Annotated in this window: 3 protein-coding genes; 2 read left to right on the forward strand and 1 reads right to left on the reverse strand. The window is 68.4% G+C overall.

Going from position 1 to position 14,590, the window contains the following annotated elements:
• Positions 1 to 81: 81 nt before the first annotated feature.
• The gene (locus tag ACIP5M_RS28670; protein WP_401202088.1) at positions 82 to 1,845 is read left to right on the forward strand and encodes an acetyl/propionyl/methylcrotonyl-CoA carboxylase subunit alpha; all 1,764 of its coding nucleotides are present in this window, start codon (positions 82 to 84) and stop codon (positions 1,843 to 1,845) included.
• 87 nt (positions 1,846 to 1,932) lie between these two features.
• Here the strand turns inward: ACIP5M_RS28670 and ACIP5M_RS28675 are convergent, their stop codons facing one another.
• On the reverse strand, positions 1,933 to 6,906 hold the full coding sequence (locus tag ACIP5M_RS28675) for an FG-GAP-like repeat-containing protein (RefSeq protein WP_401202089.1): 4,974 nt from the start codon (positions 6,904 to 6,906) through the stop codon (positions 1,933 to 1,935).
• Positions 6,907 to 7,336: 430 nt separating this feature from the next.
• On the opposite strand from ACIP5M_RS28675, the gene ACIP5M_RS28680 reads away from it, so the two are divergent.
• A complete protein-coding gene (locus ACIP5M_RS28680) occupies positions 7,337 to 14,581 on the forward strand; it encodes an RHS repeat-associated core domain-containing protein (RefSeq protein ID WP_401202091.1) in 7,245 nt (2,414 codons plus the stop codon).
• Positions 14,582 to 14,590 lie beyond the last annotated feature (9 nt).

The following is a 14,590-nucleotide window of genomic DNA, read 5'->3' on the forward strand; positions in this document are numbered from 1 at the left end:
GGGCAAGGTCACCACTGGGGAAGGGTCGAAAGGCCGTGTGGGCTGTCCCTAAACTCAGCTTGTTTCAAGGAGGGAGCCATCGTGCGCAAGGTGCTCATCGCCAACCGTGGCGAAATCGCTGTCCGCGTTGCTCGGGCCTGCCGGGACGCCGGGATCGCGAGCGTAGCCGTCTACGCCGACCCGGACCGGGACGCTCTGCACGTCCGCGCGGCCGACGAAGCTTTCGCGTTGGGCGGTGACACCCCGGCCGCCAGCTACCTGGACATCTCCAAAGTCCTTCAGGCCGCAGCCGACTCCGGTGCGGACGCCATCCATCCCGGATACGGCTTCCTCTCCGAGAACGCCGACTTCGCCCAGGCCGTGCTCGACGCCGGACTGACCTGGATCGGCCCGCCGCCGCAGGCCATCCGGGACCTCGGCGACAAGGTCGCCGCCCGTCACATCGCCCAGCGGGCCGGCGCGCCCCTGGTCGCCGGCACCCCGGACCCCGTGTCCGGTGCCGACGAGGTGGTCGCGTTCGCCAAGGAACACGGCCTGCCCATCGCCATCAAGGCCGCCTTCGGCGGTGGCGGCCGCGGCCTCAAGGTCGCCCGCACCCTCGAAGAGGTGCCGGAGCTCTACGACTCCGCCGTCCGTGAGGCCGTCGCCGCCTTCGGCCGCGGCGAGTGCTTCGTCGAGCGCTACCTCGACAAGCCGCGGCACGTCGAGACCCAGTGCCTGGCCGACTCCCACGGCAACGTGGTCGTCGTCTCCACGCGTGACTGCTCGCTGCAGCGCCGCCACCAGAAGCTCGTCGAGGAGGCCCCCGCGCCGTTCCTCTCCGAGGCCCAGAACGCGGAGCTGTACGCCGCGTCCAAGGCGATCCTGAAGGAAGCCGGCTACGTCGGCGCCGGCACGGTCGAGTTCCTGGTCTCCGCCGACGGCCTGATCTCCTTCCTGGAGGTCAACACCCGTCTGCAGGTCGAGCACCCGGTCTCCGAAGAGGTCACCGGCATCGACCTGGTCCGCGAGATGTTCCGCATCGCCGACGGCGAGGAGCTCGGCTACGGGGACCCGGTCCTGCGCGGCCACTCCATCGAGTTCCGCATCAACGGCGAGGACCCGGGCCGCGGCTTCCTGCCCGCCCCCGGCACCGTCACCAAGTTCAGCCCGCCGTCGGGCCCCGGCGTGCGGCTCGACGCGGGTGTCGAGTCGGGTTCGGTCATCGGCCCGGCGTGGGACTCCCTGCTCGCCAAGCTGATCGTCACCGGCGCCACCCGCGAGCAGGCCCTCCAGCGCGCCGCCCGCGCCCTGGCGGAGTTCGAGGTGGAGGGCATGGCCACGGCCATCCCGTTCCACCGCGCGGTCGTCACGGACCCGGCGTTCGCGCCGACGGACGGCACCCCGTTCACGGTCTTCACCCGCTGGATCGAGACCGAGTTCGTCAACGAGATCCCGGCGTTCACGGCCCCGGCCGCGGAGGACACCGAGGACGAGCCCGGCCGCGAGACGGTCGTCGTCGAGGTCGGCGGCAAGCGCCTGGAGGTCTCCCTCCCGTCGTCGCTCGGCATGACCCTGGCCCGTACGGCCGCCGCGGGCGGTGCCAAGCCGAAGCGCCGCGCCGCCAAGAAGTCCGGCCCGGCCGCCTCCGGTGACACCCTCGCCTCCCCGATGCAGGGCACCATCGTCAAGGTCGCGGTGGAGGAGGGCCAGCGCGTCGAGGAGGGCGAGCTGGTCGTCGTACTCGAGGCGATGAAGATGGAGCAGCCGCTCAACGCGCACCGCTCCGGCACCATCGTCGGCCTGACGGCCGAGGTCGGCGCCTCGGTCACCTCGGGCGCCGCGATCTGCGAGATCAAGGACTGATCCCGCTCGTCACAGGAACGAAGTCGGCCCCCGGGATCCTTTCGGATCCCGGGGGCCGGTGTCATGTCATGGGGGGGCTCCCGGCTGCTACCAGGTGCCGGCCGGCGCCTCCCAGCTCTTCAGGGGGCTGTTGAACCCGCCGTCGGTACGGGACGTGAAGGTCCAGGCCGCCGTGCCTCCGGCGTAGTAGTTGTACATGATCGCGATGTCGTCGCGGCCGTCCTTGTCGGTGTCGCCGGACACCGGCATTCCGGCGTTCTCCCCGTACCAGGTCCCCTCAGGGGTGTCCCAGCTCTTGACGGCCTCGTTGACCCCGCCGTCGGTCTTGCCGGTCAGGGTGAACAGCGCCGAGCGGCCGTTGTCGTAGCGGTACATGATGGCGGCGTCGGCGCGGCCGTCGCCGTTGTAGTCGCCCGAGGTGAGCTTGGAGCGGTCGTAGTCCCAGTTGCCGGGGGTGCGGGTCCACGTACGGATGGGAGTCGCGAAGCCGCCGTCGGCCTTGGCGAGCAGCGTGTGCAGGGTGACGCTGCCGTCGCTGTGGCCGTACAGCGCCAGCATGTCGTCGCGGCCGTCGCCGTTGACGTCACCGGTGACCTGCTTGGACTCGTTCCAGCACCAGTTGCCGTTGGCCGAGCGGTAGCTGCCGGTGAAGTTGTTGAACCGGCCGTCCTCCTTCGAGAGGAAGGTGTACGCGGCGGTGGTGCAGCTGCCGTGGTCGTACATCATGGCCACGTCGTCGCGCTTGTCGCCGTTGAAGTCGCCGGCGACGATCTTCGCCGAGTTGCCCGACCAGCCGCCGGGGGCATAGTAGGCGCTGCGGCCCAGGCTGGTAAAGGTTCCGTCGGCGTTGCCGACGAAGGTGAACAGGCCGTTGCCGCCGTCACTGTAGGCGTAGAGCGCGGCCAGGTCGTCACGGCCGTCGCCGTTGAAGTCACCGGCGGCCCACTGCGCATGGGAGTTGTTCCAGTTCCCCTTGCCGGTGACGTAGCCGAGAACGGGGGCGTTGAACCCGCCGTTTTCCTTGGCGGTCAGGCCGTAGATCGCCATGGCATCGCTGCCGTAGTCGTAGACGGTGGCCATGTCGGAGCGGCCGTCGCCGTTGAAGTCACCGCTCAGGTCGGTGCGCTTGTCGGCGGTGCGGTCGTTCGGCTTGTGCTCGACGCTGGCGCCGGTGGTGCTGTTGTAGCGGACGTAGCCGCCCGAGAAGTCCTCGCGGACACCCGCGTAGACGTCGTACTCGTCCGACTGCGGGTAGCCCAGGAAGCTCTTCTCGGCGCCGAGTGCGATCCACTTGGTGCGGATGCCGCCGCCGACCGACCAGGCCTTGCCGGTGGTCTTCGTCCAGTAGATGGAGGCCGTGTCGGCCGTCTCGCCCCGGTGGCGGAAGTGGTTGTAACGGGCGATGCCGTCGGGGTGGTTGGTCTCGTCGGTGGTCGGGTACCCGAGCGGGCCGGCGGGGCCGCCGAGCTCGAGGTACTTCTTGTAGACCGCGCCGTGGATGGACTTCGAGCTGAACTCGGGCGCCCAGTAGATGGCGCCGTTGCCGCCGGATCCGGTGAAGGTGGAGAACGCGCCCACCTGGTCGAAGGTGCGGTTCTCGTCGGAGGTCGGGTAGCCCATGAAGCCGGTCTCGGCGCCCAGGCTCATCCACTTGGTGCGGATGCCGTTGACGACCGCCCAGGCGCCGGTGTTCGGGTGCCAGTAGACGGAGCCGCTGTCGCTGGTCTCGCCGTCCTTGCGGAAGTGCACGAAGCGGCCGACGGTGTCGGTCGACACGGTGATGTCGGTGGTCGGGTAGCCGAGGGCCGCGGTGCCGCCCTTGGCGAGGAACTTCGCCAGGATCGGCCCGCACAGCGAGCGGGCGGTGGTGGTACCGGGCTTGGTGAACGCCTGGCACTGGGACCACGGCGTGCCGCCGAGGACCAGCTTGCGGCCGGGACCGAAAGCCGAACCGTCGGTCAGGGCGCGGCCCGGGAACTCGGTGATCTGGCCGTTGCCGTCGCGCGACCACAGGTCGGCGTAGCCGTCCTTCTCGAAGTCGCCGTTGCTGGCCAGGTGCGGGTAGGCGGCGCCGGTGAATCCGGTGCCGATGGAGGTCGCCCGGGCGGCCGGGTCCCCGTACACCGCCAGGTCGATCCACGCGGGCGACGTGGCGTCGGTGCTCTTCTTGCTGGTGTACTGGTGGATCTTGCCGCTGACCGTGTCGCGGGCCCAGATCTCCGGCAGCGCGTCGCCGTTGAGATCACCGGGCGCCATGACGGTCATGTTCTGCCAGTCGGTGTTGCCGAGGAGGATCGGCTCAAGACCGGGGAGGTCGACGAAACCGTCCGGCTGCCCGAAGTAGAGCCACAGGTTGGCGCCCTCCTTGACCAGCAGGTCGGGCTTGTCGCCGTCGTCGGTCTTGCCGTCGCCGTTGTCGTCGTTGACGCTGCCGATCAGCACGGTCTGCTCGGCGGCGGTCCAGTGCTTGTTGTCCGGGGTGTAGGTGTCCAGCTCGAACGCGTTGGCGTCGACGGGCTGGAGGTCGCCGTCACCCTTGCCGGGGTAGACCCACACGGTGTTGAGGCTGGGGTCGCTGTTGCTCGGCCGCAGGGCGACGAGGTCCTCGTAGTAGTCCGTGTCGTTCCACGAACCGCGGTGGGTCAGCGACTTGGTGTTGGCGAAGGAGCCGCGTTCCAGCTTCCGGGACAGGTCGAAGGAGCCGTCGCCCTTGCCCGGGTGCATCCACAGCTGGGCCGAGCCCGGGTCGATGCTCCAGATGTCGACGTTTCCGTCGCCGTTGAGGTCACCGGGCTTGTCGCGGGTCGGCTGGCGCTTGGCGTAGAAGAGGTACGACTTCAGGTTGGACCGGTTGGCGGAGGCGTCCAGGCTGCGGACGTACAGCACCTGCGGACCGGCCGTGGTGGGGGTGTACTTGACGTCCACCGAGCCGCCGGCGGCGGCCGGGCTGACCTCACGGACCTTCGGGTCGGACTCCGTGTACCACTGGTACTTGGCGATGTCCTTCTCGCCGCCGGCGTTGAGGGTGAACGTTCCCTCGCTGCGGGCGTAGCCCGTGTTGTCCGGATCGTTCTCGGGGAATTGTGTCGACGTCACGCCCGGCAGATGGCTGGGGGCGGTCCGGTCGATGGTGAACACGCACTGACCGGCCCAGGGGCCGTTCGCCGTTCCGTCGCTGCCCCGCACGTCCCACCGGTAGGTGTCACTGCCGAGCGGTGCGGCGGGGATCCTCAGCTGGGCGACGTTGCCGCTGGTCACGGGGACCTTGACGGACTTCAGCGTGCCGCTGTAGTCGCTGGCCTTCCAGTAGTGGAACTCGGCGGACAGCGAGTTGTCCTCGGCGTCGGAGATGCGCGCGCGCAGGACGATCTCGTCGGTCACCCCGATCTGGCCACCGGTGCACGGGACCGAGGGGTCGGTGGTGCGGTCACTGGGCCGCGCGGGCAGCGTGTTGAACTTGGTCGAGATGCGGGCGCTGTCCGGGTTGAACTTGCGCCACGACACGTCGACGGTGTCACTGGCGGACTTCAGACCCAGAGTCCACTGCGACCAGTGCAGGCGGGCGGCGTCGGCGACCGCGGAGGTCACGCTCAGCTCGATGGTGTCGCTGTCGCCGGGGCAGTTGCGGCCGCCGAACGACTGACCGGAGGAGTCGACGAGACGCGTCCAGTTGGGCTGGTTGTTCCAGGTGGTGGACCGGCTGATGGTGCCGGTGTCCCAGATCTGGAGCTGGCCGGACTGGCAGCTCCAGGAACCGGCGGACTTCTGCTGGATCCGGAAGGTGGACTCCAGGATCTGCTTGTCCCACAGGCTGCCCATGCCGACCTGGAAGAAGGTCTTGGCGCAGACGGTCCCGCCGTTGGCGGCGTCCTTGGCGCAGCCGACGCGGGCTTCCTTGCTGAGGGTGCCGCCGTTCCAGTAGTTGGTGCCGGCGGAGTTCGAGAAGGCCGTGTGCTTGTAGGCGATCGTCCAGGCCGACTTCCAGTCGTCCCGCCACACCGGGTCGATGACGACCGGGTAGGTGGTCTCCGGGGCCGTGAGCAGCTTGTGGTCCGGCTTCAGGGTGAGCTTGGAACCCTTGAGGTCGACACCGAGGTCGGCCTCCTTGGAACCGTTGGAGATGCCGTCGACGGCGGGCACCGGAGCCTGGTCGGCGGCGGCCGGGGCGGCGGCCTGCGCGGCGGCGGCCTCGGCGGCCGGGGCGGCCTTGAGGGCGGAGGTCTTGGGGGCGGCGGTCTTCGGGTCCGCCGTGGGCGTCGGGTTCGTCGCTCCCGCGGTGGCCTGGGGGAGGATCTTCTCGGCGCCGGAGTCCCACATCTGCGGCTTGGCCGCGCTGAACACGGCCTTGCCGGTCGGGTCCAGCGCGCGGAGCTCGCCGTTCGCCTCCTTGCGGAGGGTGACGCCCTTGCCTTCGAGGCCGAAGTCGAGGGTGGCGAGGGCCGGGTTCTCGGCGGCCTTGCGCGTCTTCACGACGATCTGGTGCGAGAAGCCGTTCACATCGGCGACGACCCGCAGGTCCACGCCGTCCAGGATGTTCGCGTAGGTCGCGGTGTTCCCGTCCAGCTTCGGCGCGGGCAGCGGCTTCGGCCAGGTGAGCGAGACGTCGCGACCGTCCTTGCGCATGGTGACCAGCGCGCCCGTACCGCCGCCGGAGAAGGACAGGCCCACGGCGGTGGCCGCCGGGGCTATCCGCCCGCCCGCAGCCTTCGCGAGCGTGGTGTCGGCGTCGACGAGCTTGCCGCCGCGGTAGACGCGGACCGGCACCAGCGCGTGGTTCTGCGTGAGCGTCCCGTCCGGGTTCGCCCAGACGTCGTCCGTCTCGGTGCGCTTGGAGGTGAGCTCGACCGGCTTGCCGGACTTCTTCGCGTCATCCTTCGCCTTCACCTCCTCGACCGAGTCGGACAGCGGCTCCTTGGCCTTGTCGGCCGCGGAGGCGGTGACCGGCACGGCGCCGAGCAGCGTGGCGGTCAGGGCGGCGGTCAGCACGGTCGTCGTGGCGACGGCCGACCTTCGGCGGGAGGGCGGATCGTCGACGCGGGCACGCGTCGGGAGTGGTCTCACTGACAGGTCCTCAAGGGTGTTGCGGTGGGCATGCCGAGACGGCTACCGACCGGTGTTTGAGACGACCTCCTGCGCTGGCCCTGTTACTGCCATCCTGGCAATCGGTCGCCGATTGTTCGAATGATTTGTAGCAGCCGGGGAACAGTTTTCAGACGGAATCCCCTCGCGGGGCACGAGTGTGAGCACACTCCACAAGATTGCTGACGAAACTTCAGCACCTTCGCCCTACAACCTTTTCGCGGAACGCTGACCTCCGCTTTTGCGTTGAGATGCCGTCAGTCCGTACTCCGGGAAACCTTCGACGCTCCACCTGATCGCTTGTTAGGTTCGGCGCCGTTGCCCACTAGCGCGGTGCCTTGAACCACCGTGCGCGACGGCTTGGAGTGTTCGAATTTTGAAAAGATCCCAGGCGCACGCTTTGCGTGCGCCTTTGAGGCGTGTCTGGCGCTGGCCGATACCGGTGCTGGCGCTCAGCATGCTGACCGCCGGTCTCACCGCGACCCCGGCCATGGCGGCAGGTTCCGACCTGAAGAAGCCGGGCCTGCAAAAGCTCACGAAGGTCGGCGGTTCCCCGGTCAAGGGCAAGGCCGCGGCGGGCCCCGCGGAGTCGCAGAAGAAGGCGTGGAAGACCTCCGCGCCGAAGATCGCCTGGCCGAAGGCCGGCACGGCGGAAATCGCCCTGCCCGACGCGTCCGCCCCGCCGGTCGTCAGCCTGAAGTCCCAGGGCGCAGCGGGCGCTTTCGCCCTGGGCCCGTCGAAGGCCCCGGGCAACCCCGTCAAGGCGGGCACCCTCCCGGTCACCTTCTCGGCGCTCCCGGCCTCCGCGGCCGCGGGCCCGAAGTCCTCGCAGAAGGCTGCTCCGCAGTCGGACACGGCGTCGACCGAGCCCGTGAAGCTGAAGGTCGACCTGCACGACCAGGCGGCCGCGAAGAAGTCGGGCCTGGCGAACAGCCTGCTGCTTTCTGTGAAGCGCACGGACGCCGGCACGACCGCGGCTCCGGTCTCGGTGGAGCTGGACTACAACACGTTCAAGAACGCCTACGGCGGCAGCTGGGGTTCCCGGCTCCGCTTCACGGCGATCCCCACGTGTGCGCTGACGACACCGAACAAGCCCGAGTGCAAGGGCAGCTTCCCGGTCACCACCAAGAACGACCCGGTCACCGGCAAGCTCGTCGCCACCTTCACGGCCCCGTCTGCCCACGCCCCCGCCCAGGCGGCCGGCGCATCGGACCACGCCGACATGAACCTGGCCTCGGCCCCGTCGGCAGTGAACGCGACCGCCTCCAGCACCGGCAGCATGACGCTGGCCGCCAGCCCCGGTGCCGACGGTGCGAACGGCACGTACAAGGCCACGTCCTTGAACCCCTCGGGTTCGTGGCAGGCCGGTGGCGCCGCGGGTGACTTCTCCTGGTCCTATCCCATGGACATCCCCGCTTCGCTGGGCGGGCCCAGCCCCTCCCTCTCCCTCGGTTACTCGAGCGCGCAGATCGACGGTCGCACCTCGGCCTCGGCGCAGCAGACGTCGTGGGTCGGTGACGGCTGGGATCTGGCCTCGAACTACATCGAGCGCGGCTATGTGCCTTGCAGCCAGGACAAGCTGGCCGGTTCCGGGTTCAACAACCCGAAGGACGACACCGGCGACCTCTGCCACGGCGCACCCATGGTCACGATGTCCCTGAACGGCGGCTCCACGCCGCTGGTCCTGGACGACGCCACCAAGAAGTGGCGTCCCGCCAAGGACGACGGTTCCCGCGTGGAACTGCTCCAGGGTGCCTCGAACGGTGACAAGGAGGGTGACCACTGGAGGTTCACCAACCCCCAGGGCATCCAGTTCTACTTCGGCCTGAACAAGGTCCCCGGCTGGGTGTCCGGTAAGCCGGTCACCAACTCCACGTGGAACGTGCCCGTCTACGGCAACCAGCCGGGTGAGCCCTGCTACAACGCGGTCTTCGCCGACGCGGTGTGCGACCAGGCCTACCGCTGGAACCTCGACTACGTCGTGGACCCTCGCGGCAACGCGATGACCTACTGGTACCAGAAGGAGGTCAACTACTACGGCTCGAACTACAAGATCGCCGGCGGTTCCACCGCCCGCGCCTACGACCGTTCCGGTTGGCTGGACCACATCTCCTACGGCCTGCGCAACGACAACCTGTTCGCCGAGGCTCCGGCCCAGGTCAACTTCACCGTCGCCGAACGCTGCCTCGTCACCGCGACGTTCGACTGCGACCCGGCCAAGCTGAAGCCCGAAGTCGCATGGGACATCGCGAAGAACTGGCCTGACACCCCCGGTGACCAGCTCTGCGCCGCAGGCGAAGAATGCAAGGGACGCTTCACGCCGACCTTCTTCACCCGCAAGCGCCTGACCGAGATCAGCACCTCGGTCTGGAACGGTTCTGCGCGCAAGCCGGTCGACTCCTGGAAGCTGACCCAGGACTTCCCGATGACGGGTGACGGCACGGACTACCCGCTGTGGCTGGGCGAGATCAAGCACACCGGCAAGAACGGGGTCGAGACCCCGCTGCCACCGGTGAAGTTCCGCGGCAAGCAGCTCCCCAACCGCGTCGACGGCGCCACGGACGGCAAGCCGCCGTACCTCCGCTACCGCATCGAAGCCATCGACAGCGAAACCGGCTCCACGATCCTGGCCCACTACAAGGATCCCGAGTGCCGGACGGCCGAACCTCGTGTCATGCCGGCCTCGCCGGAGAAGAACACGCTGCGCTGCTACCCGGTCGTGTCCGAGATCCCGGACCCGAACGACCCGGCGCACGAGAAGAAGCTCTACGTCACCGACTGGTTCCACAAGCACGTCGTCGACTGGGTCCAGGAAGAAGACCGCAACGGCAACTCGCCGACCCGCCGCACCGAGTACCAGTTCCTCGGCACCCCGGCGTGGGCGTTCGACGACGAGACCGAAATGATGCGGCCCAAGACCCGCACCTGGTCTCAGTGGCGCGGCTACGAGCGCGTCCGCACCTTCATCGGCTCGGCCCCGGACAAGCGCTCCCAGACCGAGACGCTGTTCTTCCGAGGCCTGGACGGTGACAGGGCAACGCCTGCCGGCGGCAAGAAGTCGGTCAAGGTCACCGACTCCGAAGGCAACCAGATAGCGGACCACCGCCTCTACGCCGGCCAGACCCGCGAAGTCCTCGCCTACAACGGCGAAGGCGGTGCCCTCGAGGCAGCCACCACCTACACCCCGTGGATCTACGGCCCCACGGCCACACGGCTGCGACCGGGCGCGACGGCCGAGGAGACCATCGAGCCCCAGCAGTCCTTCGTCCAGCAGACCACGGGCGTCAACTCCCGCATCCTGCTGTCGGACGGCCGCGGCTGGCGCCGCACCGCGATGGAGACCAAGTACGACAACCGTGGCTTCGCCGAATGGGTATCGAACAAGGGCGACGTCGCGGACCCCTCGGACGACAGCTGCAGTCGCTACTGGTACGACTCGGACGAGACACGCTGGATCATCGCCCGCCAGAAGCGGGTCGAGTCGGTCGCCAAGGCCTGTGACGCCACGGACGTGAAGCGGCCCGAGGACGTGACGTCGGACGTCCGTATGTCCTACGACGCCGCGGGCAACCTGAAGTCCACCGAGTCCCTGACCGGATACGCCAACGGCGCCCCGACCTACCAGGTGGACGGCAGCGCGACCTTCGACGCCTACGGCCGTCCGAAGACCAGCACCGATGTGTTCGGCAAGGTCTCGAAGATCGATTACACGCCGGCCTCCGGCCAGATCGTCACCAAGGTGGTCACCACCAACTCGGCCGGCCACACCCAGACGACGGAGACCGACCAAGGCCGCGGCTCGATCCTGGCCAAGCAGGACACCAACGGCCGCCGCCAGGTGATGCAGTACGACGGGCTCGGCCGCCTGCTCAAGGTCTGGTCCCCCGACCGAGACCCGCTCTCCAAGTCCCCGGACGGCGAGTTCTCCTACGACGTCCGCACCGACGGTCCGGTCGTCATCTCCAACAAGAGTCTGCTGGATGACGGTACCTACCGCACCAGCTACGACATCTACGACAGCAGCCTGCGCATCCGCCAGACCCAGATGGAGGCCCTCGGAGGCGGTCGGGTCATCTCCGACACCTTCTACAACAGCCTCGGCCAGGTCTGGAAGAGCAACGGCGCCTACTACACCGCAGGCGAGCCCTCCGGAGTCCAGTGGGACCCGAAGGACAACGAGGTCCCCTCCTCCACGGTGACCGAGTACGACGGCTCCGGCCGCTCGACCGCACAGATCTCCCGCAAGTTCGGTCTGGAAACCTCCCGCACGACCACCTCGTACGGCGGCGACAACATCACCGTCGACCCGCCCAAGGGTGAGACCCCCACCCGCGCCTTCCTCGACGGCGCCGGCCGCAAGACAGAGCTCCGCTTCTTCCGCTCTGACTCCCCGACCGGCGCCTACGACAAGACGACCTACGCCTACAACCAGCGCGGCGCGCTGGAGTCGGTCGTCAACCAGGCCGGCGACAAGTGGGGCTTCGAGTACGACATCCGCGGCCGCCAGACCAAGCAGACGGACCCTGACAAGGGCACGACGACGATGACGTACGGCCAGGGCGACCGACTGGCAACCGTCACCGACGCCCGCGGCAAGACGATCGCCCCCGAGTACGACGACCTCGGCCGCACCATCGCCACCCACGAGGGGTCGATCACCGGTCCCAAGCTGACCTCGACCACCTTCGACACCCTGCCGGGTGCCGTTGGCCTGCCGGTCGCATCGACCCGATACGTCAACGGCAACGCCTACACACAGGAGGTCACCGGCTACGACAGCGAGTACCGCCCGACCGGGACGAAGATCACCATCCCGTCCTCCGAGGGAGCTCTCGCAGGGTCGTACAGCTTCTCCACCGGCTACCGGCCCAACACCGGCCTGACGGCCTGGACCAACCAGCCGGCCGTCGGCGGCCTGCCCGCCGAAGTCAGCACCATGAAGTACAACCACCTGGAACTGCCCACCATCATGGGCATCCAGGGCAAGACCTTCGTCGGCAAGGTCGACTACTCGCCCATGGGCGACGTGCTCCGCACGGAATCCGGCCCGGCCGGATCCCAGGTCTACTCGACCAACTTCTACGACGAGCAGACCCGCCTCCTCACCCGGACGGTCAACGACAAGGAACAGTCGCCGAGCCGGATCAACGACACGTCGTTCCAGTACGACGCCGTCGGCAACATCCTGAAGATCACCGACAAGGAGGGTCCGGAGTCCTCTGCGACCACGGACACCCAGTGCTTCGCGTACGACTACCTGCGTCGCATGAACGAGGCATGGACCGCGACGGACGACTGCGGCACCCAGCCGGGCGCATCCGGCCCCGGTTCGAAGCCGCAGGTCGGCGGGCCTAGCGCTTACTGGAGCTCCTACAGCTTCGACGCCGCGGGCAACCGCACCAAGGAAGTCCAGCACAGCCCGACCGGTGACCTCACCAAGGACATCACCCGCACCTACACCTACGGCACCCCCGGCCAAGCCGCAGCCAACAGGCTGCAGAAGGTCGACACCACCGGACCGACCGGCACCCGCACCGAGTCCTACACCTACGACGCGGCGGGCAGCACCAAGACCCGCACCATCCTGGGTGACACTCAGAACCTGGAGTGGGACGCCTCGGGCCAGCTGGCGAAGGTCACCAAGGGCACGGAGACCACGGAGTTCGTCTACGACTCCGGCGGCAACCGCCTGATCAAGCGCGAGCCGTCCGGCACCACGCTCTACCTGCCGGGCACCGAGGTCAAACTGACGACGGCGGGCAAGCTGGAGAGCACCCGCTACTTCGGCCACCCGGCCGGCCCGACCCTGGTCAAGACGGCCAAGGACGGCGTCATCACGACGTCCTACCTGATGACCGACCAGAACGGCACGGCGACGACGTCCGTCGATGCCACCACCATGGCGATCACCCGCCGCAAGTTCACGCCCTACGGCGAGGTCCGCGGCGCGGCCCCGTCCTTGTGGCCCGGCAAGAAGGGCTTCGTCGGCGGAGAGGTCGACGAGTCCACCGGCCTGGTCCACCTCGGCGCACGCGAGTACGACCCCGCGACGGGACGGTTCATCTCCGTCGACCCCATCGTCGACTTCAACGAACCCAAGCAGCAGAACCCGTACGTCTACGCCAACAACTCACCCGTCACGTTCAGCGACCCCAGCGGCCTGTCCATCGCACCGCCCGTGATGCCCATCAAGGACTTCACGGACGCCGAAGCCGCCTGGGCCAACATGATCCAGGGCAAGAGCGCCCTGGACATCGCACTCGAAATCGCCATGGGCATCCTCAAGGACGCCTCCGGCTACAACGACATCCGCGACTGCCTCGGCGGCGACTGGGGCGCCTGCGCCGGACTCGCCCTCGACGCAGCACTCCCCTTCGCAGGCCGCGCCAAGCGCATCCTCAAGGCACTCGACCGCGCCTGGGAAGCCTTCAACAGCTGGTCGCACAAACTCGCCCTCGCACGCGACATCCTCAGGCGAGTCGAGCGCTACCAGCAGGCCATGGCCAAGTACGCGGAAGACCTCGCCGAATGGAAGCGGCAGATAGAGGAAGCCGCCGAACGCGCCAGAAAACTGGAGGAAGAAGCAGCGGCGGCCCGAAGGAAGGTCCAAGAAGCAGCAGCCGCAGCCGCCAAGAAGGCCGACGAGGCCAAGGCAACGGCGGCCAAGCAGGGCAAATCCTCCGCGTCGAAGGCCAAGAAGGCCGACGGCGACGGCAAGGCGTCCAAGTCCGCAGAGACGAAGAAGGGCGACGCCCCGAAGAAGTCGAAGGGCAAGGAAACCGACTCCGGCGGGAGCGAGACCAAGGCCACCAGCTGCAGCAACAGCTTCCTGCCCGGCACGAAGGTCCTGATGGGGGACGGCTCGACCAAGCCCATCGAGGAGGTCGAGGTCGGTGACGAGGTCGTCGCGACGCGCCCGGAGACGGGCGAGACCGAGGTCGAGAAGGTCAGCGCCGAGTTCCGGAACCAGGGCTTCAAGAACCTGGTGAAGGTCTCCGTCGACACGGACGGCGATGCGGCGACGGCCGACTCCTCGGTCACGGCCACCGACGGGCACCCGTTCTGGGTCGAGGACCTGCGCAAGTGGGTGAACGCCACCGACCTGCGGCAGGGCCAGTGGCTGCGCACCAGCGCCGGCACGCTCGTCCAGATCACCGCGGTCGAGCACCGGATGGCGCTGTCCGCGACCGTGCACAACCTGACGGTCAGCGACCTGCACACGTACTACGTGCTCGTCGACGACGCACCCGTCCTCGTCCACAACAACAAGTGCGGTGGCCTGTCGAGCAAGTGGACCCAGGAAGAGAACCAGGGTTCCATCGACGGCAACGCGCCCGACCTGGCCTACAGCGGGATCTACGATCCCAAGACCGGGCACTTCGAGGCACGACGCAGCGACCGGGACACCCCGGGCGGCATCCTGCCGCGGCGCGGCGGGCACGACATCCTGAACAAGGGTATGTTCGGCGACTCCGACAGCACCGTCGGATTCACCGCGGTCATCCAGGAAGGCGGTGGCCTGCACGTGACCTGGCTGTCCCGCGGGGTCAACGGGCGGAACTTCCCGCAGCACGGCGGCTTCGCGCCTCCCGAACACCGGGCCGCGATCCTCGGCGCCCTGCGGACCGCCACGGGCAGAAGGGTGACGGGCGATTGAGAGCCGCAC

Origin of the sequence: Streptomyces sp. NPDC088762, from assembly GCF_044750905.1 — a bacterium.
Taxonomy (GTDB): domain Bacteria; phylum Actinomycetota; class Actinomycetes; order Streptomycetales; family Streptomycetaceae; genus Streptomyces.